The 24,360-nt window shown below is 44.1% G+C and carries 18 protein-coding genes; 5 read left to right on the plus strand and 13 right to left on the minus strand.

All coding sequences use genetic code 11. From position 1 onward, the window contains the following. The coding region (locus tag F607_RS33575; RefSeq protein WP_157365484.1) for a helix-turn-helix domain-containing protein at positions 1–165 on the minus strand (165 nt) is incomplete at its 3' end. A 187-nt stretch (positions 166–352) separates the two neighbouring features. Here F607_RS33575 and F607_RS0114920 point away from each other — a divergent pair. Continuing rightward, entirely contained in the window at positions 353–3,835 is a 3,483-nt protein-coding gene (locus F607_RS0114920; RefSeq protein ID WP_027708727.1) for a LamG-like jellyroll fold domain-containing protein, read from the plus strand. A 63-nt stretch (positions 3,836–3,898) separates the two neighbouring features. On the opposite strand, the gene sucD is transcribed toward F607_RS0114920, so the two are convergent. The 9 genes from sucD to sdhC form a co-directional block, all read right to left on the minus strand. Continuing rightward, on the minus strand, positions 3,899–4,774 hold the full coding sequence (sucD, locus tag F607_RS0114925) for a succinate--CoA ligase subunit alpha (RefSeq protein WP_027708728.1): 876 nt from the start codon (positions 4,772–4,774) through the stop codon (positions 3,899–3,901). 2 nt (positions 4,775–4,776) lie between these two features. Then, positions 4,777–5,943, minus strand: coding sequence for an ADP-forming succinate--CoA ligase subunit beta (gene sucC, locus F607_RS0114930; RefSeq protein ID WP_027708729.1), 1,167 nt, complete (start codon positions 5,941–5,943; stop codon positions 4,777–4,779). 323 nt (positions 5,944–6,266) lie between these two features. Beyond that, a complete protein-coding gene (gene lpdA / locus F607_RS0114935; protein WP_027708730.1) occupies positions 6,267–7,709 on the minus strand; it encodes a dihydrolipoyl dehydrogenase in 1,443 nt (480 codons plus the stop codon). Between the two features lie 90 nt (positions 7,710–7,799). Continuing rightward, positions 7,800–9,032 carry a 2-oxoglutarate dehydrogenase complex dihydrolipoyllysine-residue succinyltransferase gene (gene odhB / locus F607_RS0114940; RefSeq protein WP_027708731.1) on the minus strand — a complete coding sequence of 411 codons (1,233 nt, stop codon included), beginning with the start codon at positions 9,030–9,032 and terminating at the stop codon, positions 7,800–7,802. Between the two features lie 65 nt (positions 9,033–9,097). Then, positions 9,098–11,932: a 2-oxoglutarate dehydrogenase E1 component gene (locus F607_RS0114945; RefSeq protein WP_027708732.1), complete on the minus strand. Its 2,835-nt coding sequence runs from the start codon at positions 11,930–11,932 to the stop codon at positions 9,098–9,100. A 231-nt stretch (positions 11,933–12,163) separates the two neighbouring features. Next, a complete protein-coding gene (locus F607_RS0114950; RefSeq protein WP_027708733.1) occupies positions 12,164–12,871 on the minus strand; it encodes a succinate dehydrogenase iron-sulfur subunit in 708 nt (235 codons plus the stop codon). 12 nt (positions 12,872–12,883) lie between these two features. Further along, entirely contained in the window at positions 12,884–14,656 is a 1,773-nt protein-coding gene (sdhA, locus tag F607_RS0114955; protein WP_027708734.1) for a succinate dehydrogenase flavoprotein subunit, read from the minus strand. 3 nt (positions 14,657–14,659) lie between these two features. Then, a complete protein-coding gene (gene sdhD, locus F607_RS0114960) occupies positions 14,660–15,028 on the minus strand; it encodes a succinate dehydrogenase, hydrophobic membrane anchor protein (protein WP_027708735.1) in 369 nt (122 codons plus the stop codon). Next, positions 15,022–15,396, minus strand: a complete 375-nt coding sequence (sdhC, locus tag F607_RS0114965) for a succinate dehydrogenase, cytochrome b556 subunit (RefSeq protein ID WP_027708736.1) — start codon at positions 15,394–15,396, stop codon at positions 15,022–15,024. Before sdhC ends, sdhD begins: the two co-directional genes overlap by 7 nt. A 1,082-nt stretch (positions 15,397–16,478) precedes the next feature. On the opposite strand from sdhC, the gene gltA reads away from it, so the two are divergent. Further along, on the plus strand, positions 16,479–17,768 hold the full coding sequence (gltA, locus tag F607_RS0114975; RefSeq protein WP_027708737.1) for a citrate synthase: 1,290 nt from the start codon (positions 16,479–16,481) through the stop codon (positions 17,766–17,768). 156 nt (positions 17,769–17,924) lie between these two features. Here the strand turns inward: gltA and F607_RS34140 are convergent, their stop codons facing one another. Further along, entirely contained in the window at positions 17,925–18,176 is a 252-nt protein-coding gene (locus tag F607_RS34140) for a zinc/iron-chelating domain-containing protein (protein WP_027708738.1), read from the minus strand. A 307-nt stretch (positions 18,177–18,483) separates the two neighbouring features. On the opposite strand from F607_RS34140, the gene F607_RS29920 reads away from it, so the two are divergent. Genes F607_RS29920 through F607_RS0114995 form a run of 3 tightly spaced genes read left to right on the plus strand, consistent with a single transcriptional unit; the run spans position 18,484 to position 22,119 of the window. Further along, positions 18,484–19,107, plus strand: a complete 624-nt coding sequence (locus tag F607_RS29920) for a paraquat-inducible protein A (RefSeq protein ID WP_051311519.1) — start codon at positions 18,484–18,486, stop codon at positions 19,105–19,107. A gap of 1 nt (position 19,108) precedes the next feature. Beyond that, positions 19,109–19,762: a paraquat-inducible protein A gene (locus F607_RS0114990; protein WP_230400413.1), complete on the plus strand. Its 654-nt coding sequence runs from the start codon at positions 19,109–19,111 to the stop codon at positions 19,760–19,762. A gap of 2 nt (positions 19,763–19,764) precedes the next feature. Further along, a complete protein-coding gene (locus tag F607_RS0114995; RefSeq protein WP_211233649.1) occupies positions 19,765–22,119 on the plus strand; it encodes a PqiB family protein in 2,355 nt (784 codons plus the stop codon). Positions 22,120–22,283: 164 nt separating this feature from the next. Here F607_RS0114995 and F607_RS29925 read toward each other — a convergent pair whose 3' ends face one another. Beyond that, positions 22,284–22,952 carry a hypothetical protein gene (locus F607_RS29925; protein WP_157365485.1) on the minus strand — a complete coding sequence of 223 codons (669 nt, stop codon included), beginning with the start codon at positions 22,950–22,952 and terminating at the stop codon, positions 22,284–22,286. 180 nt (positions 22,953–23,132) lie between these two features. After that, a protein-coding gene (locus tag F607_RS0115005) for an IS3 family transposase (RefSeq protein WP_157365486.1) occupies positions 23,133–24,292 on the minus strand; the annotation gives its coding sequence in 2 pieces (ribosomal slippage) (positions 23,133–24,043 and positions 24,043–24,292; 1,161 coding nt in all). Positions 24,293–24,360 lie beyond the last annotated feature (68 nt).

Consider the following 24,360-nt stretch of genomic DNA (forward strand, 5'->3'; position numbering starts at 1 on the left):
TGAAGGACGTATAGGTCTTTTGCTGTAGATTGGTTTTTTAATTTGACCTCGTAAGTAGTGTCTAACGGTGTTACGTGATAGGCCCAGTTCTCTTGATATACGACGAATACTCATGCCTTGTCGTTTTAGTACGTGTATTTCCACTGCAAGCTCCTGAGTTAACATGTCATCGATACCACACACTTAAGCTTAAACGGTGGTATTTTACTCAGGTGGGTCAAAATTCGATTGCTGCTAGTGGGTCAGTTTTACATTGCTGCTGACACTAATACTATCTATAACAATAAAACATTAGCATTCACTTTATAAAGTACTTATTTATTTTCAATTTCCTGCTTAAAGGACTTAAGCGATGAAAGTGCTTCCTAAAAGCGTTATTAACACCACAGCTTATTTGATTCTGCTTTTAATTCATAATACATCTTTTGGTGCCTTACCTAATCCATCTTTTGAAGTAGGAGAAGTAGGTGAAAAACCTGAGGGTTGGACTTGGTTTGGCCAGGATAGTACTTATCCTCCTCAAATAGTTAAAGATGCTTTCCATGGTGAAAAAGCCGTCAAAATTCCTGTTAGAGACAAAGAATATGGAGATGCAACTTCTGGCATAAAACCAAGTAACCATCTTCCTGCAGGAAATCAAAAGTTTTATAAATTTGGTTTTTACTACAAAAGTAAAGACTTAAAGTCAATACGAATCAGAATGAGGATGTATGATGCATCTAATACAGGCATTGGTTATGTTGACTCATTATTCGGTATAACTGATACCAATACGTGGACATATGGTGAACTTGATATAAAAACTTCTAAACCACAAACAATGTACATTAGTCCTCAGTTTGCAGGAGTGGGAGTTCGAGGCTGGGAACGTCTACATATGTATCACGATTACGACTTTAAAACTGACCACTCAAGCATGAATAAAGTATATGATATTAGTGAATTTACCAATCACGGTAATTATCTGGGCGATGCAACTATTTCTGAAGGCAAATACGGACTTGGACTGCGCCTTGATGGCCAGGGTGATGCAGTTGTAGTCTCTCATAATGACTCATTAAGTCTAAAAGAAGAGTTTACTATTGCCGCTTGGATAGCTCCCGACCAATCTGCAAACGTTGCTCGCCAAACAATTTTAGGGAAAAAAAACAGCTTTGAACTATACCTTGAAGCTAACAAGCTCGTATTCAGAGGGTATGGTTTAAATAATCAAAAGCATGAAATCCCTTTTTTTACCAGTCTTAAAAAATGGCATCACATTGCTGTCAGCTATCGTGGTTACGATTTAAAAATTTATATTAATGGTGAAGAGAAATATACCAATAATAAAGTATTTGGGGACTTACAAGTTTCTCGTAATGACCTTTTTACAGGTAGTTATGATGAAACACTCACCAATACTTTTAAAGGTAAAATTGACGAGCTTCGTATCTATAAAGAAGGGCTAACCGCACTGCAAATTGCTGAAGATATGAATAAACGGGATCCCTCCCCTGTACTCTGGCTTGACAGTGTTTCTATGCAAGAAATTGGCAGCACAAATGGTATTGGTGAAATCAGAAATAGAACGAATCCCGTTATCTTCCCTACCCCCAAAAAGGTAAGCTGGGATAGTTCAGATCAACCAGGCAAATTTACCATTAATAGTGAAACCGTCATTTATGTCCCTGACCTGAAAAGTGTTGAAAGCGCTATCGTACTTAAATCAGAAATTGAGTATTATTTTGGACTCAAGTTACCAATACGACCATGGCAGAAAGACCATCAACCTGATAATTCAATTTTAATTGGTACAACGGCCAGTGACGACTTAGCCAAGTTGTTAGACAAAATGGGACTTCTCGATTATTTCAAAAGAATGTCACTTACAGGCCAAGGCTATGTGTTAAACGTTAATGCCAAGGGCGTTATTTTAGCCGGTCAAGACTACCCAGGCAGCTACTTTGCAAGCACCTCATTTTTACAAATCTTAAAGTTTAATTATGCTCAACAAACCGACCCGGTTTCACCATACACTTTAGTTGTCGACTACCCTGATGTGAGTAACCGTGGTTTTCATTACACGATGAATAAAGATAAGCTAAAAGTTGATATGATTACATGGAGAGAGCTTATTCGAAGAACATTAAGCCAGTTTAAGGTAAACGAGCTTCAGCTTTATCTAGGTAATTTAGCCATTGGTGACGGCGCATACTACTATATATGGGATAGATACCTAACCCCTCAAGAAATGCAACGTCTGCTCCTTATCACCAAACAACATTTTTTTGAAAAAGTGGTTCCTATTGTCTACGGTGGTGCATTATTCCGAGACAAACATCCTGAGTGGGCTTGGGTTGTCAAAAATGATGAAATTTACAGCCACTTTTTTGATACAACCAACCCCGGTTATCAAGCACTTACTGACGCTTACTATCAGGATATACTCTCCGCTTTTCCCAGTGAAAATTCGTTTAATATTGCGCACGATGAATCATTAGGTGATTACTGGGTAAATAAAACGCCCTTTGAAGAACAGGATTTTTTAACTCAAGGTCCTGGCCGGTTTCAGGAACCAAGGACAGTATGGTCAGATAGTATTATACGGCAGTACAATAAACTTTCTGAGTTGGGTATAAAAGAAGTCAGATTTTGGGCTGATGGCTTAACCCCAGAGCGAAATGGTGGTGCACCTTTTCACACAGATACTCAACTTTCAACTATTGCCAAACAGTGTCCCAATATTGTTCCTATGTATTGGGTCAGCCGCACTAAACATTATGAAAGAGGCTTTATTGATAAGTTAAAAAACGCAGGATTTAAAAAGGTAATTTTCTCAACCAATAAAGCAGACACATCACCCTATGACTTTCCAGATGCTACCAAAACAAACACCATGTACTCCAATAAGTGGTCTTCTTCTTACCTTTGGTGCTCTGTAACCAATAGCCCTAAGCAAGGCAAGTCATCAACAGGTTATGCTGATTATTGGTCTTTTTCAAAAGTCGTACATGAAGCCAACCTCTTCTGGAATGCTAATCAACAAAACCTACCTAATTTTTGGGAGTTTACCAGTCAATATGGAGTAGATATCTCTCGTCTCACCTCCATTTCTCCAAATATTTATGGTGGTAAACATTACAAGATATTTCCTGTGCTCAACTACAACGCTGACCTAATAGGGAATGAAAATGATTGGGCATTACCAGGTCCAGGGTTTGATTTTTCCCAAGTCATTATGCAAGGCAGCGAGCCAGCTGCATCATTTGCCTCTGTCACTCAAACACTACCTGAAAATGAACCAAACTCACTGGTATTATCTGCATCCGGTACAGCTACTACTACACAAGTGATAGATGGCTCAGCCTCTTCAATTTTACTTGTGCTCAGTAGCGCCTGGGAAGGCCCAGATCAAGAGGCGTCGATGACAGCCTATATGCAACGCATAAAGGACATGTATCGAAATTACTATACCACTGATGATGGTCGAGATGGCGGAAAAATTGCCTATTTAACCATAAATTATTCAGATGGCACTAGGTACGAGGAACCTATTCGTTTTGGTAATGATATTTACCTTCATAAAACCAACGATATGACTCGAATTGCCTATGGTGCCAGAGACATATTACATGTTCCCGCAGGCCCAATGCAGTCAAATGCTGCGTATATTTGGGAAATCGTAAACCCTAATCCCTGTAAAAAAATTAATTCAGTAACCCTATGGTTAAATGATGGAAGGTATGAGCCTGAGATAGACACCGGTGATTATTACCGACCTGGAAATATTACAACAGAACTGAAATTAGCCCTCTTTAGTATCGCAGGACGAAGTGTGAAAGGCCGCTGTGAGTAATATTTAATAAAGGCAGCTTACGCTGCCTTTATTGTTCAAAGCCTAACTTTATTAAACGTTAATTTATTTCCAACCGGTCAACTCAGCCAAGGCTTGTCCAATATCTGCCAGACTACGAACTGTTTTAACACCAGCGTCTTCCAGGGCAGCGAATTTTTCATCTGCGGTACCTTTACCACCCGCAATAATCGCACCTGCGTGACCCATACGCTTACCTGGAGGTGCTGTTACCCCAGCAATATAAGACACAACGGGTTTAGTGACATTGGCTTTAATGTAAGCTGCCGCTTCTTCTTCTGCAGTACCACCAATTTCACCAATCATGACAATGGCTTCAGTCTGTTCGTCTTTCTCAAACAGTGCCAAGATATCGATAAAGTTACTGCCAGGAATCGGATCACCACCAATGCCCACACAGGTAGACTGACCAAAGCCATAATCTGTCGTTTGTTTAACCGCTTCGTATGTCAAAGTACCTGAGCGAGATACAATCCCTACTTTACCTGACTTATGAATGTGACCTGGCATAATACCAATCTTACACTCGCCTGGCGTAATCACACCTGGACAGTTAGGGCCAATCAAACGCACACCTAAGTCGTCGCACTTCACTTTACAGTCAAGCATATCCAGCGTGGGAATACCTTCTGTAATGCACACAATCAGCTTAATACCTGCATTCGCAGCTTCTAAAATTGAGTCTTTACAGAATGGTGCTGGTACATAAATAACAGAAGCCTCAGCTCCCGTAGCGGCAACTGCTTCAGCAACAGTATTAAAAACAGGTAAGCCTAAGTGAGTTTGACCACCTTTACCTGGTGTTACACCACCCACCATTTTGGTGCCATAGGCAATGGCTTGCTCAGAATGAAAGGTGCCTTGTGAGCCAGTAAAACCCTGACAGATTACTTTGGTGTCTTTGTTAATCAGTACGCTCATGCCTAGTTACCCTCCGCAGCCTTCACTACCTGTTGAGCAGCATCGGTCAGACTTGAAGCTGCGATAATTGCCAGTCCACTGTCTGCAAGTTTTTGTGCACCTAATTCTGCATTGTTACCTTCCAGGCGAACAACAACAGGCACATTAACGCCGACTTCTTTCACTGCACCAATAATACCGTCTGCAATCAGGTCACAGCGGACAATGCCGCCAAAGATATTGACCAGTACAGCCTTAACATTGTCATCTGACAGGATGATTTTAAAGGCTTCGGATACACGCTCTTTTGTTGCACCACCACCTACATCCAGGAAGTTTGCAGGTGCCCCACCATGTAACTTGACGATATCCATAGTTCCCATAGCCAAACCCGCACCATTAACCATACAGCCAATGTTACCGTCCAGCGCTACATAGTTAAGCTCCCAGCGAGCGGCATGGGCTTCACGTGGGTCTTCTTGAGAAGGGTCATGCATATCTTGTAACTTGGGCTGGCGATACAGTGCATTACTGTCAATGTTCACCTTTGCGTCCAGACAATGCAGATTGCCTGCATCGGTAATAACGAGAGGATTTACTTCCAGCAGTGCCAAGTCATGGGCTTCAAATAACTTCGCTAAGCCTAAAAAGATCTTAGTAAACTGCTTGATTTGATCGCCTTGCAAACCCAGCTTAAAGGCCAAGTCACGTGCCTGATAAGGTTGGGCACCCACTAATGGGTCAATTTCTGCCTTGAGGATTTTCTCAGGGGTTTCCTCTGCTACTTTTTCAATTTCCACCCCACCTTCAGTGGAAGCCATAAATACAACACGGCGAGTGCCACGATCAACGACGGCTCCCAAGTACAGTTCTTTCGCAATATCAGTACAGGATTCAACCAGAATCTTACTAACAGGCTGCCCTTTTTCATCCGTTTGATAAGTGACTAGATTATTGCCAAGCCATTTTTCAGCAAATTCTTTTACATCTTCTTTAGTGCTAACAACTTTTACACCACCGGCTTTACCACGCCCACCGGCATGGACCTGAGCTTTAACAACCCACGTGTCACCACCAATACGATCGGCCGCTTCTACGGCTGCTTTTGGAGTATCTACCGCGTACCCTTGAGATACGGGCAAGCCATATTCAGCAAAGAGCTGCTTTGCCTGATATTCGTGCAAATTCATGCCTAATTACCATTTTGCCTGGTTACGCCAAGTTACCAGCAGAAGTTTAGTTCTGCGGACCAAATGGGCGGCTAAGCCCGACAGCCTCCCAACTGCCCTGCAGCAGCCATCTCTCTCAACTTAGTCTTTATCAATGTTGAATTAAGTAAAGAGTGATGTGTCATTGTTATCTGGCTACTGCTTATTTTACTTCCCAGTAAATCGTGAGTTTGCTCTTAACACCCTCTAAGTAGCTGGACTCACCATAAACGGAAAGAGGAATGCTTATAGTTTAGGCTGGTGAGCTAATCACCAGCCCCAACAAGTCTTACTTGTTATCTGTGCTACTTACGCTTTTTACGGTTTGCAATATGGATCGCATGTCCATCAACCGCCAAAGCAGCTTCATGTAGTGCTTCTGAAACAGTGGGGTGAGAGAAAATCATCAAGCCCAAGTCTTCAGAGCTAGAGCCAAACTCCATGGCAATCGCACCCTGCTGTACCAGTTCCGCAGCACTAGGACCAATCACATGGACGCCAAGGATACGATCAGTGGCTTCATCAGCGACCACTTTGACCATACCTTCGGTTTCATTAGAAGCCATGGCACGACCACTCGCCACAAATGGGAAGGTCCCCACTTTGTATGGCTCACCACTGGCTTTTAACTCTTCTTCCGTTTTCCCTACCCACGCTATCTCTGGATGAGTGTAGATGACAGAAGGAATAAGGTCATAATTCATTTGTGCAGCTTGGCCGGCTATCAGCTCTGCTACCATAATTCCTTCTTCAGAACCTTTATGCGCCAACATAGGACCACGCACCACATCACCCACCGCAAAAATGCCTGGTACGTCTGTACGGCACTGGTCGTCAACAAAAATAGCCCCGCGCTCGTCCAAGTTTACACCGCAGCCGGGGGCCAATAAGCCTTCTGTGTAAGGACGGCGACCCACTGCCACTATCAACTTATCAAAGGTAATTTGCTGCTCTTCACCTTTGTCATCCAGGTATTTAACGATAACTTCCTGGCCTTTATTCTCAGAACCCGTTACCCGACAACCCAGGCGAATATCCAGATCTTGTTTTTTGAATACCTTCAGCGCTTCTTTGGCAATCTGCTGATCGGCGACAGATAAAAAGGCTTCTTGTGCTTCCAGCACTACAACCTCAGCCCCTAAACGTGCCCAAACAGAACCCAGCTCCAAGCCAATGACACCCGCACCAATAACACCTAAACGCTTAGGTACTTCGGTAAACTCCAGTGCACCTGTGGAATCAACAATCAGGTCTTCGGTTAATGGAGTGGGTGGAATATCAATAGGTACAGAACCCGTCGCAATAATAATGTTCTCGGCATCTAAAACTTCGCTGCTGCCATCCTGTTTGGTCCATTCCACTTGCTTACCAGGCAGCACCTTGCCCATACCATGTAAAGAAGTCACGCCATTGGCTTTAAATAAGCCTGCAACACCTGTCGTCAAGTTATTTACAATCTTATTTTTGCGGGCAAGCATCGCACCCACATCAATTTTTAAGTTATCCAGGCCGATACCATGTAACTTAAATTCTTTATGTGCCGACTCATACTTATACGAGCTATCCAACAGTGCTTTTGATGGAATACAGCCCACATTCAAACACGTGCCACCTAAAGCTTGCTTACCATCTTCACGTGTCCACTTTTCAATACAAGCGGTTTTCAAACCTAGCTGGGCAGCTCGAATTGCAGCAACATACCCTGCAGGTCCTGAACCAATAACAACAACATCAAATTTTTGTGCCATTTCTGTTTCCTAACTTGCGTTTTTCGCGATGCGAACAGTACCACTTCTCCTCAGAAAAGAGGAGAAGTCAGGCCACTATTTCAAACAACATCAAATATCTAAAAGCATCCGCGCAGGATCTTCCAATAGCTCTTTGATGGTCACCAGAAAAGAAACGGCTTCTTTACCATCTAACAGCCGGTGGTCATAAGATAACGCCAGATACATCATCGGTAAGATTTCTACCTTACCATTTACCGCCATTGGGCGATCCTGAATCTTATGCATACCCAAAATGGCGCTTTGAGGTGGGTTTAAAATGGGGGTCGATAACAGTGAACCAAAAACACCACCATTTGAGATGGTAAAAGTTCCCCCTGTCATTTCATCGATACCCAATTTACCGTCACGCGCTTTTAGCCCAAACTCGCGGATAGTCGCTTCAATTTCTGCCAGTCCCATATTTTCAGCATTACGCAATACTGGGACCACCAGACCACGATCTGAAGACACTGCGACACCAATATCTTGATAGCCATGATACACAATATCATTGCCATCAATGGAAGCATTTACTGCAGGAAAACGTTTTAGTGCTTCAACCGCAGCTTTGACAAAAAACGACATAAAGCCAAGCCGGACACCATTGTGTTTCTTCTCAAACAGCTCTTTATAACGGCTGCGGAGATCCATAATTGGCTGCATATTGACTTCATTGAACGTGGTCAACATGGCCGCTGTTTGCTGAGCTTCCACTAAACGTTGAGCTACACGGGCACGCAACCGTGTCATGGGCACACGCTTTTCAACCCGCTCTCCCGCAAATACAGGTGCTGTAGGTTCGGGTGTCACTGCAGCAGGCTTAGGTGCAGATGGTGCAGTTTGAGCCTGCACTACAGATTGAGACTCGATATACTTGAGTGTATCTTCTTTTGTTACCCGCCCGCCTTTACCAGAGCCAGGGATTACTTGTGGATCAATACCGTGTTCGTCAGCTAGGCGTCTTGCTGCTGGGCTAAGAATCGGTGACTCATCATTATTTTTTGCTGCTGGCGAAGCAGATTCTGCAGTCTTAGCGGGTGCAGCGGGTTTAGCTGATGCCACAGCCCCTTCAGCAAAAATAGCGATCAGCTCTTCACTGGTGATGGTTTCACCTTCCCCCTTCACGATTTCCTGTAGCACACCATCAGCAGGCGCTACAACCTCCAATACCACTTTATCTGTTTCAATATCCACCAACAGGTCATCGCGAGAACAAGCATCCCCTGGTTGCTTGTGCCAAGTGGCTACCGTACCATCGGCAACCGATTCAGGAAATGTAGGCGCTTTTATTTCAGTGGCCATGAGAATTCCTTTAATACTTATCGTTAAATACAGCGTATTACCAAAGTAATCGTTATTAGCGTGAATTACACAGTGAACGCAGTGTCGACTAGACGCTGCTGTTCTTCCACATGGGTGGACATATAGCCACTGGCAGGTGCAGCAGAAGCCTCACGGCCAGCATACTCTAAATACAGCGATGGATTATTATGATCAGCAATCACTCGCCGCATATGATGCTGACTTGAGTACCAAGCCCCCTGGTTCATCGGCTCTTCCTGGCACCACACCACTTTTTCTAAGTTTGGATACTGCAAGAAAATGCTCGATAAGTCCTCATGTGGGAAGGGATAAAGCTGCTCAATTCTTACCACAACAGCGTCTTGAATATCATCTGCCAACTGTTTTTCCAGCAGATCGTAATACACCTTACCACTGCACATAATAAAGCGTTTCACCTGCTCTGCAGGCACCTCTTGGTGGTTTGGCAGTACAGTCTGGAATGAGCCTTCAGCCAAGTCCTCTAATGAAGAAGTTGCCTGTTTATGACGCAGCAAACTCTTCGGTGTCAGCGCAATCAACGGCTTACGCAGTGGACGAAGCATTTGGCGACGCAGCATATGGAAGACTTGCGCAGGCGTCGTAGGCGTACACACCTGAATATTATGCTCAGCGCACAGCTGTAAAAAGCGCTCCAAGCGGGCTGACGAGTGCTCAGGTCCCTGCCCTTCATAACCATGAGGCAGTAGCATAGTGAGGCCACATAAACGTCCCCACTTATGCTCACCACTGGTAATAAACTGGTCAATAACTACCTGGGCACCATTTGCAAAATCACCAAACTGTGCTTCCCATACCACCAACGCATTAGGGGTGGTGGTCGCATAGCCATACTCAAATGCTAACACCGCTTCTTCCGATAAAATGGAGTCATAGATATCAATGCGCGGCTGATTTTCAGCTAAATGACAAAGAGGGATATAAATTTCATCCTCTTTTTGACTATGTAATACCGCATGGCGGTGTGAAAATGTACCACGCCCGACATCCTGCCCTGTGATACGTACTGGGTGACCTTCCATTAATAACGTGGCATAAGCCATCGTCTCCGCAAACCCCCAATTTATAGCTAAGGCACCTGCTGCCATCTTGCGGCGATCATCAATGATTTTGCCAACCTGACGTTGTAGGACAATACCCTCAGGAATTTCACACAGCTTATGGGCTAATTCCTGTAATGTTTGTAAACATACCGAGGTATCATGTCGTGCGGTCCATTCGTGCGCCAAATAAGGTGCCCAATCAACAAACAGCTCCCGGTTTGGCTCCTTAACCAAGCTTTTGACCACATGCTGTCCGTTGTCTAATGCCTGACGATAATCTTCAACCAGCTGCTTATCATCTTCTGGCGTCAGCGCCCCCTCCTGTACTAACTTTTCCGCATACAAAGTACGCGTTGTGCCGTGTTTTTTTATCACATCGTACATTTGGGGTTGGGTTGCACCTGGCTCATCGGCTTCGTTGTGGCCACGGCGGCGATAACATACCAGATCAATAACAACATCCTTTTTAAATTGCATCCGATAGTCAAGCGCCAGACGTGTAACAAACAATACGGCTTCTGGATCATCCCCATTCACATGCAGAATCGGGGCCTGAACCATTTTAGCAATATCCGTACAGTACTCTGTGGAACGTGCATCTTCAGGGCTGGTGGTAAACCCAACCTGATTATTGATAATAATGTGAATGGTACCACCTGTCTTATACGCCCGTGTTTGCGACAGTTGCAGGGTTTCCATCACTACCCCTTGCCCGGCAAAAGCAGCATCACCATGCAAGGTAATTGGCAGTACTAATTCCTGTTTGCTGTCCTTACGACGATCCTGCCTGGCACGAACCGATCCCTGCACTACAGGGGCAACAATCTCCAGATGTGAGGGGTTAAATGCCATGGCTAAGTGAACTTCTCCACCTGGCGTCATCACATTGGAGGAAAAGCCCTGGTGATATTTCACATCACCTGACCCCTTATCAAAAACACGCTTACCTTCAAACTCACTGAATAAATCCGCAGGATTTTTACCCAGAATATTAACCAGTAAGTTGAGGCGGCCGCGGTGTGCCATACCAATCACTAACTCTTTTACTTCATAGGCACCCGCCCGCTGGATAATTTCATCCACCATGGGTACCAGGCTTTCCCCCCCTTCTAAACCAAATCGTTTAGTGCCCGGGTACTTAGTGCCTAAATATTTTTCCAAGCCTTCCGCTGCAGTGAGTCTCTCCAAAATATGGAGTTTGGTTTCTGCACTGTATTCCGGGTGCGACCGCATACTTTCCAGGCGCTGTTGGAACCAGTGGCGCTCATCCGAGTTCACAATATGCATAAACTCAGCACCCACGGAACTACAGTAAGTTTGCTGCAGGGCCTCAACAATGGTGCTTAGTGGCGCTTCTTCTTGTCCAATATTAAGCGATGTTGAGCGAAACAACGTATCCATATCGGCTTTGGATAAACCATGATGCTCAATGGTCAAGTCCAGCACTGCCGGACGCTGCTGCAAACCCAGAGGGTCCAGCTTAGCATTTTGATGCCCTCGTAAACGATAGGCCTCAATCAGCTCGATCACCTGAACCTGCTTCTTCTCATGCTCTGTCGATAATGAAGCAGGCGTTAGTATCTTAGACTTAGCGCGATTCTTTCCAAGTAATAAGAAATGTTCACGAATGGTAGAGTGAGGAACGTCCTGGGTAGAAATACCACTGACGGTGGGTAACTTTTCAAAGTAATTTCGCCACTCCTCAGGAACGGCATTGGGATCCTGAATATAGGTTTCGTAAAGCTCTTCGACATATGCAGCATTACCACCGGATATATGACCTGTCTGCCACATCCGCTGCATGACACCTTCTTGCATTCTTAGCTACCCCATGAGATACAAGGCTTAGTGGACGTTGTGAGAACACCATGGCTCACCGGTCACTATAATTCAATCCTTTAGGGGCCAGTAAAACCAGGCACTCATTTCACTGCTATTACTGAATACGCTTTTTTAGAGTTAAGAGGACAGTTGCTGTACACGTGCTATCTTACACAACACCTGTACGTCTTCAGAACTCAAAAAAGCGCACCTTCAGCATATTTGCGATTAAGTACCGCTCTTCAACAACATTTGTCGTATGTGTCCAATAGCACGGGTTGGATTCAACCCCTTGGGACATACATTGACACAGTTCATAATGCCGCGGCAGCGAAATACACTAAATGGATCATCTAGTGCAGCCAAACGCTCTTCGGTATGCGTATCACGACTATCCACTAAAAAGCGATAAGCCTGAAGCAATCCCGCCGGACCAACAAACTTGTCAGGGTTCCACCAGAATGAAGGGCATGATGTAGAGCAACAAGCGCAAAGAATACACTCATAAAGACCGTCGAGTTTCTCCCGTTCTTCCGGTGTTTGTAGTCTTTCGATCGCAGGAACGGGCGTGTCGTTCTGCAAATAAGGTTTAATTTTTTCGTATTGTTTATAGAACTGGCTCATATCAACGACCAGGTCACGAACCACAGGCAGTCCAGGCAAAGGCCTTAATACCAGCTTATCACCATTTCCCACCGCCTGTGTTACCGGGGTAATACAGGCTAAGCCATTGGTACCATTGATATTCATTCCATCTGAGCCACACACCCCCTCACGACAAGATCGGCGATACGTGAGGGTGGGATCCTTTTCTTTCAGTAATCCCAGTACATCCAACACCATCATATCCTTACCTTCAGGTAACTGGATATCAAAGTCCTGCATGAATGGGGTTTTATCTTTTTCTGGATTGTAGCGGTAAACACTGACTAACATCTCGACCTCCCCTTAGTACGTTCTCTTAGTCGGTTGGAAAGCTTCTACTGTCTTCGGCGATTGATTGACATCTCGCTTACCAACGCGTTTTTCCAGAGGAAAGTACAATGAATGTTTCAGCCAGTTTTTATCATCTCGCTCCGTGAAGTCTTCGCGGGCATGGGCGCCTCGGCTTTCTTTACGGGCTTCTGCCGCAACAGCCGTAGCCATGGCCACTTCAAATAAGTTATCCAGTTCAAGGGCTTCAATTCTTGCTGTGTTGAACGCTTGGCTGCTGTCCTCCAAGCACACGTTTTTCACGCGTTCACCAATACTATTCAACATATTCAGGCCTTCCTGCATCGCTTCACCGGTGCGGAATACACCAAAGTAAAGCTGCATGGTTTTCTGCAGGTCAGCACGCACATCAGCCACTTTCTCACCAGAGGTCGTACTGTTTAAGCGATTAAGGCGGGCCAGTGCCTGCTCAATATCAGTATCGGTAGCATCGGCCGTATCAAAGCCTTCACTGAGCATTTTTTCAATATGCAGACCTGCAGCCCGACCAAACACCACCAAGTCCAACAGCGAGTTACCACCCAGGCGATTGGCACCATGGACCGACACACAAGCTGCCTCACCACAAGCAAATAAGCCATCTATAGTCGTATCACGTCCTTTACGGTCCTGAGACAGTGCTTGACCACCGACGTTGGTGGGAATTCCACCCATCATGTAGTGACAGGTTGGAATTACTGGGATTGGCTCTTTAACAGGATCAACATGAGCAAAGGTTCTGGATAATTCCAAAATACCCGGCAGACGAAGATTCAGTGTGTCTTCACCCAAATGATCCAGCTTCAGCAATACGTGGTCTTTATTGGGTCCACAGCCACGACCACCGAGGATCTCCAGAATCATCGAGCGAGCCACCACATCACGACCCGCTAAGTCCTTTGCATTGGGTGCATAGCGTTCCATAAAACGCTCACCTTCACTGTTGATCAGGTAGCCACCCTCACCCCGACAACCTTCTGTAACGAGTACACCTGCGCCATGAATACCGGTTGGGTGGAACTGCCACATTTCCATATCCTGTACCGGGAAACCTGCGCGCAGCGCCATGCCTATACCATCACCAGTATTAATTAGAGCATTGGTAGTCGACTGATAAATACGTCCAGCACCACCCGTAGCAAGAATTGTTGCCTTTGCTTTTACGTAATAGACTTCACCTGTTTCTATACAAATGGCAATGACACCCACCACTTGGTTTTGCTGATTTTTAACCAGGTCAACGGCGTACCACTCATTAAGAAACGTCGTACCACCTTTCAGGTTAGCTTGATAAAGGGTATGAAGAAGAGCATGCCCAGTTCGATCTGCCGCGGCACATGTCCTGGCTGCCTGACCACCTTTACCAAAGTCTTTTGATTGCCCACCAAATGGACGCTGGTAAATGCGGCCTTTTTCAGTTCGGGAAAATGGCAGCCCCATATGGTCCAACTCAAACACCGCTTGAGGTCCAACCGAGCACATATACTCAATGGCATCCTGATCACCAATAAAGTCAGAGCCTTTAACGGTGTCATACATATGCCAGCGCCAATCATCATTGGGGTCAGCACTGGCGATGGCACAAGTAATACCACCTTGAGCCGAGACCGTGTGAGAACGCGTAGGAAATACTTTACTGATACAAGCGGTGTTAATGCCTGCTTGCGTTAGCTGGTGAGCAGCCCGTAGACCCGCACCACCACCACCAACAACAATTGCGTCAAAACTCAATGTACGTAGTGATGTCATCGGTTATAGCCCCCAAAGCACCTGAATACCCCAAACAAAATAAGCAAACATGGCAATACCACACACGGCTTGAAAGGCAAAGCGAACGGCTACTGCCTTACATCCCAACGTTTGCTCAGTGAGATAGTCAGTTGAAATAGTCCACATCCCTACCCAGGCATGTGCACCTAGCGAAACCAGCGCTAATAAACTGAAGACACGGACCCAGGTGGAGCTAAAAAGCTGAGTCCACTCTGCATAGGTCAGACCTGGGTGAAACAACAGATACCCCAGCATAAACACGACATATGCCGCCAGTACAATGGCTGAGACACGCTGTACCATCCAGTCATACAAACCACTACGCGACAAGTTGGTTACATTGGTTACCATATCCACACTCCCGCCAATACAATCAGTATCACTGATACAACGATTGTCGCTTTGGCACCTAACGTGCCGCTTTCCTTTCCATCACCGATGTCGACATCCATCAATAGGTGCTTAATACCCGCCACAAAGTGGTATAACAAAGCAGACACCAATCCCCAGGTAATAAATTTAGCGAAGGGGTGAGCAAGTGTTTCTTTAATGGCATTAAATCCTTGTTGACTGCTTAAAGAGGTATCAAATGCCCAGAGAAGAAAGGCAATACCAATAAACAGAATGACACCAGAAATACGGTGCAAAATCGATGTGTAAGCAGGAAGTGGAAGTTTTATTGTTCTGAGGTCGAGATTTACAGGTCTCTTGCTATTCACGGTTCTTCACACTCAATAAGGCCTAAAATGTAACTAAGGCGATAATTATTTGGATGAGGCAATTATTGATGACAGGTTCCTTAATTAGGTTAGAATTCATTAGAGGCGTTAGCCAGCCTGTCAATACCGGCAAGAAGTATAAATAGAACGACTATTAATTACAATCGTGTAATGTTACGTAGCTCGGACGCAGCAAGGGCTGCACAAGAAATGCAAAACAGTTGAAGGGAAATTAAGCACACAAAAAAACCATATCTTTTTTATGGATAATTTTTATTTCAGAAATTTTCCTCATAATAATCATGAAAAACAGGCTATTGTTTGACAACTGTACTGGTTTTGAGCAGATTATTTTATACCCATTAGGTAATGACAAAAACAATCTAAGATACGACCACATGACTCATCATTCACTCAAATAATATGTCAAGTGTATGTAGCTAAATACAATAATTTTCGTAATATTACTGATCTCACCTACAGGTTATAATCCAACTATTTGACAAAACGATGAATCACCCTATAGTCTTGCGCCACCAATTAGTAGTTATTTATATCAAGTGTGTGTCATAGTCGCTTTAAGTAAACAAAAATAGAGCAGCTTGTTACGACGATAGATTGATTGCAGATAACTGGCATTACTCAGCATAAAAAATAAAAGTAACACCAATTAATAACCATACAAATAGTGCATAATACCAAGTGTCGGTTAACCATAAAATAACTGATATATACTGAGTTAACCGCCCTTGAAAGCCTGAGCCGTTCCCTGTCATATAGCCTACTGAGGCTCTAGGCTTACATTATCTTTGCAACTAAATCATAAAATGAAAACTGAGTTACGTATTTAGGCCAACACAATACTTTTACGTGGTTAAAAAGCTATAAAACACTTAGCTTGCAAGTATTGAGCGGGAACTCATGGTATCTGGGCAACAACCCAACATGAGAGACGCTAATAATTAGTGCCGTGCAAGGTCATAGAAGCAAATAAAACAAATACAATGTAACGCATGACGGTTGGTGTTCCCTTTTATTGCAATGCATGAGCTTTACAAGAATGACATGATAGGAGGCCATCTATGGCTGAAAAAAAAGCAATGTTAACCATCGACGGACAACAACATGAACTCCCTGTTTACACAGGTAGTCTAGGTCCTGATGTGGTAGATGTTCGCAGCCTTACTGGTGAAGGCTTGTTTACCTACGATCCCGGGTTTGTTTCCACTGCAGCGTGCGAGTCCAAAATCACTTACATCGATGGTGACAAGGGAATTTTGCTTCATCGTGGTTATCCTATTGAACAGCTGGCTGAGCATTCCACCTACTTAGAAACGTGCTTTCTATTGATTTATGGCGAGCTTCCCCTTCAATCAGAACTACGAGAGTTCGAAGAAATCATTCGTAAGCACACCATGGTCCATGAACAGCTACGTAACTTCTTCAATGGTTTCCGTCGTGATGCACACCCAATGGCTGTCATGTGTGGTGTAGTGGGTGCACTTTCAGCGTTCTATCATGACTCATTAGATATAAGTAATGAACGTCACCGAGAAATTGCGGCATTCCGCTTAATATCAAAAATGCCAACGCTAGCGGCCATGAGTTATAAATACTCTAAAGGACAGCCTTTTGTATACCCTCGCAATAGCCTGAACTACTCGGCTAACTTTCTGCACATGCTATTCGGCACCCCTTGCGAGGAGGCAGAAGTCAACCCCATTATCGCTCGTGCAATGGATCGCATATTCCTGCTTCATGCAGATCATGAGCAAAACGCGTCCACCTCTACAGTCCGCCTGGCAGGCTCCTCAGGAGCGAATCCTTTTGCCTGTATCGCTGCGGGCATTGCCGCACTCTGGGGACCCGCTCATGGTGGTGCTAATGAAGCCGTCTTAAATATGCTGCAAGAAATTGGTGATGAAAAAAATATTGATAAATATATTGCTCGCGCCAAAGACAAAGATGATCCTTTCCGCTTGATGGGTTTTGGTCACCGTGTCTACAAAAACTTTGACCCCCGCGCCAAAGTAATGAAGCAGACCTGTGATGAAGTATTAAATGAGCTTGGTTTAGAAGACGACCCACTTTTCAAAATAGCAAAACGCTTAGAAAAGATAGCGTTAGAAGATGAGTACTTTGTAGAGAAAAAGCTTTACCCTAATGTTGATTTTTATTCAGGGATAATTTTAAAAGCGATTGGTATTCCTACTGAAATGTTTACCGTTATCTTCGCGACAGGCAGAACGCCTGGATGGATAGCTCACTGGCATGAAATGATCAGTGGCCCCTATCGCATTGGTCGGCCCCGTCAATTATATACAGGCTCTGATATTCGCGACTATGTAGCTGTAAGCCAACGTAGCGTGTAAGCCCGATGTAAATGTAATGGATAAAAGTTGTGTCCTTCACAATCACAATCCATGCATTAATTTTCTCTTCCCGCGGTAGATGACCATCCCTGGTCTCTACTGCTCACAGCACTTTCAGCACCTGCATCACAACCGCATTCAAGCTATCTTCGTACGTTATTGAGTGGATATCTCCAGCACCGTCAAGATTTCAAAAGCCTGCTCAGCACTGGAGCCACAGATAGCATCCTCGGCACGAAACTCAGCACAAACAGTGGGACGGCGTGGATCATTAAATAATGCACAGCGAAAATCAGCCCCCAAGTGCAAACAGCGTTGGCCTGCAGGCTTACCATTTGGCATACCAGGCAAAGAAGAGCTAATTGAAGGTACAATACAACAGGCACCACAACCACTTCGACAATTCACGCAAGACCTCTTACAAACCTACAACCCCTCATAACAACCCCTCATAAAAGGTATATTTCACTGCATAGCGACGACAAACCAGGCATAGTATATACCCAATTCACTTCACATAATTACAGTTAACACCACTCATATACAATTTATGCTTAGGTATGTCACATGGGATCATCTATGATTATTAGTTGTCATTATAAAAGTGTGTTATTCGCTAAACGCTTCAAGAATGTTCTAATGTACCTATGTATAAACCACTTTTTATTCGTTTTTTGAGCTGCTACAAACTTGGTCCTTTGAAAACAGTACAACCATGAAGGAATTGATTGCTTGTCATGAGTGTGATCTGCTGCTGCCTTACACCGCACTCCCCCCCGGAACCAAAGCCTGCTGTCCTCGCTGTGGATACCAGCTTTATAGTGCTCGTCACAACAGTCTAGAGCGCACACTAGCGCTGAATATTACAGGGCTGCTGTTGTACATTCCTGCGATGTTTTTACCTATTATGTCTCTAGAGATGTTAGGGCAATCACAATTTGATACGGTTTTTGCGGGTATTGCTACACTCTTTGCTCACGATATTTGGTGGGCCGCCTTGTTAGTCCTGTTTTGCAGCATGTTAGCGCCCTTATTCAAAAAACTATTGTTGTTGTATGTTCTGTTAGGCATTAAGTGCACATGGTCGAAACCACCATTAGCTCGGGCGTTTTCCTGGTATCAACATCTTGATAGCTGGGCCATGCTAGAGGTCTATATGCTAGGTGTTTTAGTTTCAGTTGTTAAACTCATTGACCTGGCCGCTATCCAGTTTGGGCTTGGCTTAGTCTGTTTTATTGCACTGATGATTTGCTCAATGGCTACAGGTGTCGTACTTGACCACCATTTAATCTGGCATAAGCTGGAGCAATTTCCTAACCAACCAAAGGCGGCAGGATAAAATGCACCACTCTGTAATAACAGCAAAAGAAGCTGGCTGGCTGGTTTGTTCTACTTGCCACAAACTCTCTCGACCTGTGTCTCATGCTCAACACTTGCGTTGTCCCCGCTGTCATACCCGTCTTCATTGGCGAACGCCAAACAGTTTAGCCTATGCCTGGGCATTCACATTGGCGGCTTTTATTATGTTCATTCCTGCCAACATGTACCCTATTACCCACATCAATTTTTTTGGTGCAGGCCAGGCAGACACTATTCTTTCTGGGGTAATTGAGTTAGCTAAAGCAGGTATGATTCCGATAGCCGCTGTTGTTTTTATTGCCAGCATCGCAGTCCCTTTATTGAAACTTGCTGGACTGATTATACTTCTATTGTCTGTTCAATTTCGTTGGGCAATGAGTGTTCGGCAACGCACACTGATGTACCGTTTTATTGAGTGGATTGGTCGTTGGTCCATGTTGGACTTATTTGTGATAGCCACACTGGTGGCATTGGTTAAATTAGGTAATATCGCCACGATTGAAGCCGGTATTGGTGCCAGTGCATTTGGTGCAGTTGTTGTACTTACCATGTTAGCAGCCCATGTCTTTGATCCAAGACTCATGTGGGATAATGCAGCCCTGCCTGAGAGTGCAGCCGAAATTGAAGAGGATTGACTTTGAGTCAAGAAACACCTGAAAGCCCTGAAACAGCAGAAGTACTACCTCCTCCCGAAGACCAGCTGTCATTGGCTGAAGTCGATATTAAGCCACGTCGAGCTCTTTCGATGATTTGGCTACTTCCCTTTATTGCCGCATTAATTGGTGCATGGCTGATCTATAAAGGCATTTCAGAGGCAGGCATTGAAGCCACTATTTTCTTTAAGAGTGGCGAGGGCATTGTGCCCAATAAAACACAAGTCGTGTATCGCGGCCTGCAAGTTGGTATTGTTAAAAAAGTGTCCATCACTCCCGATTTACAAGGTGTAAACGCCACTGTAGAGCTAAAACCGCAAGCTGAAGCACTATTACGAAAAACATCTAAATTTTGGTTGGTAAAACCACGCATTTCTGTAGCTGAAATTTCTGGCTTGGAAACATTAGTTTCGGGTAATTATATTGATGTACAACAGGGAGAAGGCAACCCCCAATACCACTTTAACGCATTAGAAAATCCACCCCCTGTTGACCCTGATACCCCAGGCCTGCACCTTACCCTACAAACAAAAGATTTAGGCTCACTTGAGCGTGGTAGCCCCGTGTTTTTCAAAAAAATCCAAGTGGGTCAAGTGACTGATTACACTTTATCTAAAGATAATAAGAACGTTAATGTCCGTATTATTATTTCACCTAAACATCAGCACTTGGTTCAAAAAAATAGTCGCTTTTGGAATGCCAGCGGTGTCAGCGTAAAGGGGAATTTATCAGGATTTAAATTCAGAACAGGCTCTTTAACCTCTATTCTCAGCGGCGGTATTGCCTTTTTTAACCCTGATACAGAAAAAACTATTAAACCAGCCAAAAGTGGTGACTTATTTACCTTATTTGACGATTTTGATGCCGCCGACATAGGCATACGCGCAAAAATTCATTTTTCCTCAGGACAATTTTTAACAGAAGGTCAAACAAAAGTCGTGTTTGAAGGACTCACCATTGGTGTAGTCAAACGGGTCAAAGTCAATAAAGACCTGAAAGGTGTTACTGCCACAATTTTATTTGATCCACGGGCAGAGCCTGCACTAATAGAAGGCACGCAATTTTGGCTAGTAAAACCAAAAATTAGTCTGGCAGAAGTCACAGGTCTGGATACTTTAATTAGTGGTAACTACATTGCTGTTCGCCTGGGCGATTTAGAGCAAAGTAAACCCCAACGGGTTTTCACTGCATTAGCAGGCCCCCCACCTCTGCCTCTTCATGAGCCGGGTTTGCACCTAACACTTGTGAGTGAAAGTCTTAGCTCTGTTGAGGTGGGAAGCCCCGTCTATTATAAAAAAATACCTGTCGGCAGCGTCCAAAGTTACGCATTTACCGAAAACAATAAACAGGTCAGTATCAATATTTTTATTAAACCAGAATACGCCGACTTAGTACGAACCAATTCGCGCTTTTGGAATGCCAGCGGCGTCAGTATCAGTGGAAACCTGTCGGGTATTAAAGTCCATACTGAGTCTATTACTTCCTTACTCACCGGCGGCATTGCATTTTATACCCCACCAGGACGCTATCGTTTAGCCAAAAATAGTGATCAATTTAATCTATATAATAATTATGATGATGCGCATCAAACAGGTATACCTATCAGCATATCATTTCCTAGCGGAGAAGGATTACGGGAAGGTACGCCTATAAAGTACGAAGGTGTTGAAGTGGGTAAAGTAACGCGTCTGCGACTTAATGCTAAAGAACCTGGTGTTATTGTCAAAGCACTGATCACCCAAGGTGGTTACCGCCTTGCACAGGAAGGCACCCAGTTTTGGATTGTCAAAGCACAGTTGGGACTGGCTAAAACACAACACTTAGAAACCCTAATTTCAGGACAATATATTCAAGCCAAGCCTGCCACAAAAAAAGGTAAACGACAGTATGTATTCAAAGGTTTGCTCAACGCACCAATGATCAAAGCTACCTCAGCACCAGGCTTAAAAATCACACTCACAGCTCCCCGTTTGGGTTCAATAAAAGAAGGGGTTAAGGTCTTTTATCGGGATATACCGGTTGGCTCAGTGACAGGTTTTGAACTCGCCCCTACAGCCAATAAAGTTCACATTTATCTTAATATCGAAAACCGCTATCGACACTTAGTAAGACAGCATACCCGTTTCTGGAATACCAGCGGCATTGGTTTTGACTTCTCACTGTTTGGTGGGGCAAAACTAAAAACTGACTCGCTAGAGTCTATAATTGAAGGGGGTATTGCCTTTGCAACCCCTAATAACCATAACATGGGTGGATTAGTTAGGCCATTTACTAAGTTTAGGCTGCACGCAGAACCCCTTGATGAGTGGTTACAGTGGGCTCCCAAAATTCCACTTTAACCATTAACACGCCCAGTGTAGAGTATTTTATAGCTACTATATTATAGCCACTAAAAGCACCAAAGACGGTTGCTCTTGCAACCGCCTTTAGAGTTATTTGTAGAGCAACTGCGCTTTAACTCCCCATACTAAAGAAGAGATTTATAGCTTCACAGAGAGACTCTTTAGTGAGGGGCATATTTTAGCTGGCGCTGCAGCAACAGACATAAGCCAAGTAACATCAAGCCTAATCCACCAGGTACAGGCATGGGGGTAGGATCTGGCTCGCCTCCTGGTGAAAATGCCGTTAATATCCGTATACTGTCACCTGGTGAGCTGGCCGTAAAGTTAATGAGTGCACGATGGGTTAGTACTGGATCAATGGCAACTGAATCAGCCGATTCTAGACCCCGGGCAGAGGGGCTTAAATAGTTTGCTGAAACATTCGCCAAAAAATCACTCGCCGCCAAAGTCGCTGTTTTTGTCATGATAGCTAAAATAGGTGCATCAAAATCCACATAACCGATCATCCGCTGTGAAGATGCAGGATCAAATACCACATAATGGCTGGCTACTTCAGTTCCCGTTGGCAAGGTTGCTGAAGGACCTATATCGACCGCTAAAGGTGCAGGTATAATAATATTTTGGTCTTCATCAAAACCATACAGGTTAGGATCATTAAAGTTATCATCACCAACATCGCCTATTGGTGGTATGAGTTTTATAAATATTCCTCCTGCTGTTGCTGCACTTCCTCCTGTTACATCTCCCGCTATGATAACTGCCTGTGCACTATTTAACCCAACAACAAAACAGCATACACCGTATATTATATGTCGAGCCATTATTAACATTTTGGCTCTATATGGATTCCTAGGGGGTTATATCAATAGCTCTATTAGATCATTAAGTAAGCTTTTTCCTCGGCACTTTATATTGTACACAAACTCAAATAATGCTAAATAAAAAGGTAGTTTTTCTTGAGAAATACCTCGATGAGGTCTTAACCATGAGCGTAGTAATGACTGTACTGGTCAACCCAAACTGGACACATTTAGTTGAGAATTTTCAAACTCAACGGGCGACAAATCACCATTGGCAGAATGCAGTCGCTCTAAGTTGTAGTACTTCATATACGCAGCCACATCTTGTTTCATAAATTCCCTTGTTGGCTGACTCACCTTAAAAAGCCAATCGTGTTTTAAGCTACCAAAGAAACGTTCTACAACGGCATTATCCCAACAAGCACCCACATCACCCATACTGGCTCGGATATTATAGCTCGATAACAGCTTACGATATCGCTTGCTGGTATACTGTGAGCCACGATCACTGTGAAATACAAGGCCTTTAGGCGGTTGGCGCAGGTTATAGGCTTTCATTAATGCTTTGCATACCAGATCAGTTGTCATCTGTTTATCGATATGCCAGCCAACAATTCGACGAGAGTATAAGTCCATCACCACAGCCAAATACATCCAACCTTCACCTGTCTTTAAATAAGTGATGTCGCCTGCCCAAACTTGGTTGGCTGCCGTTGGGTTAAAGTTCAGGTTTAACAAATTATCGACCACTGAATCAGAATGCTTACGCTTAGTTGTGATCTTGTAAGCCACTCGTTGTGTTACTTTTAGGCGTAACCAGTGCATGATCTTGCGAACCTGATAGCGACCAATTCGATAGCCTTCTTTACGCAATCGCTTCACCATTTCACGATTCCCTAGACTGCCTCGGCTTTGTCTAAACAACTTTCGTATACGGCAATATAGTTTCAAGGTATCAAGGCTAATCACCGCTGTAGGACGTTTGAGCCAATCGTAATAGCCTGATTTACTCACGCCCATCACACGACATAACAATGCCACCGGGAAATGCTTCGATTGTTTTTTAATGAAGCGGAATTTTACTTCATTTCTTTCGCAAAGAAGGCACTTGCCTTTTTTAAAATTTCTTTCTCCATGCGTAACGCTTTGTTTTCTCTACGCAAGCGTTTCAGTTCATCTCGTTCAGACTCCTCTAAGGCGATGCCCTTCTGCTGGGTTTCGTATTTTTCTTTCCACTTGTAAAGCAAACTAGTAGCAAGGCCTAGTGACTTTGCTGCATCAGCAACACTGTAGCCTTGCTCTAGCACCATCAAAACAGCTTCATCCTTAAATGACTGCGGATAGCTCTTATGGGATTTTTTCAGACTCATATAGACCTCTTAATTTATTGACAGTATTGTCTCAAAATTAAGTGTCCGATGGGATTAGACCAGAACAT

The organism is Zooshikella ganghwensis DSM 15267, from assembly GCF_000428585.1.
Classification (GTDB): Bacteria; Pseudomonadota; Gammaproteobacteria; order Pseudomonadales; family Zooshikellaceae; genus Zooshikella; species Zooshikella ganghwensis.

Excerpts from the sequence above, each read along its gene's own strand:
- F607_RS0114950 (WP_027708733.1), bottom strand. The coding sequence starts at position 12,871 with ATGTTAGTCAGTGTTTACCGCTACAATCCAGAAAAAGATAAAACCCCA.
- F607_RS0114945 (WP_027708732.1), bottom strand. The coding sequence starts at position 11,932 with ATGCAAGAAGGTGTCATGCAGCGGATGTGGCAGACAGGTCATATATCC.
- sdhA (WP_027708734.1), bottom strand. The coding sequence starts at position 14,656 with ATGACATCACTACGTACATTGAGTTTTGACGCAATTGTTGTTGGTGGT.
- sdhD (WP_027708735.1), bottom strand. The coding sequence starts at position 15,028 with ATGGTAACCAATGTAACCAACTTGTCGCGTAGTGGTTTGTATGACTGG.
- F607_RS0114920 (WP_027708727.1), top strand. The coding sequence starts at position 353 with ATGAAAGTGCTTCCTAAAAGCGTTATTAACACCACAGCTTATTTGATT.
- sucD (WP_027708728.1), bottom strand. The coding sequence starts at position 4,774 with ATGAGCGTACTGATTAACAAAGACACCAAAGTAATCTGTCAGGGTTTT.
- F607_RS0114990 (WP_230400413.1), top strand. The coding sequence starts at position 19,109 with ATGCACCACTCTGTAATAACAGCAAAAGAAGCTGGCTGGCTGGTTTGT.
- gltA (WP_027708737.1), top strand. The coding sequence starts at position 16,479 with ATGGCTGAAAAAAAAGCAATGTTAACCATCGACGGACAACAACATGAA.
- lpdA (WP_027708730.1), bottom strand. The coding sequence starts at position 7,709 with ATGGCACAAAAATTTGATGTTGTTGTTATTGGTTCAGGACCTGCAGGG.
- odhB (WP_027708731.1), bottom strand. The coding sequence starts at position 9,032 with ATGGCCACTGAAATAAAAGCGCCTACATTTCCTGAATCGGTTGCCGAT.
- F607_RS29925 (WP_157365485.1), bottom strand. The coding sequence starts at position 22,952 with ATGTTAATAATGGCTCGACATATAATATACGGTGTATGCTGTTTTGTT.
- sucC (WP_027708729.1), bottom strand. The coding sequence starts at position 5,943 with ATGAATTTGCACGAATATCAGGCAAAGCAGCTCTTTGCTGAATATGGC.
- F607_RS29920 (WP_051311519.1), top strand. The coding sequence starts at position 18,484 with ATGAAGGAATTGATTGCTTGTCATGAGTGTGATCTGCTGCTGCCTTAC.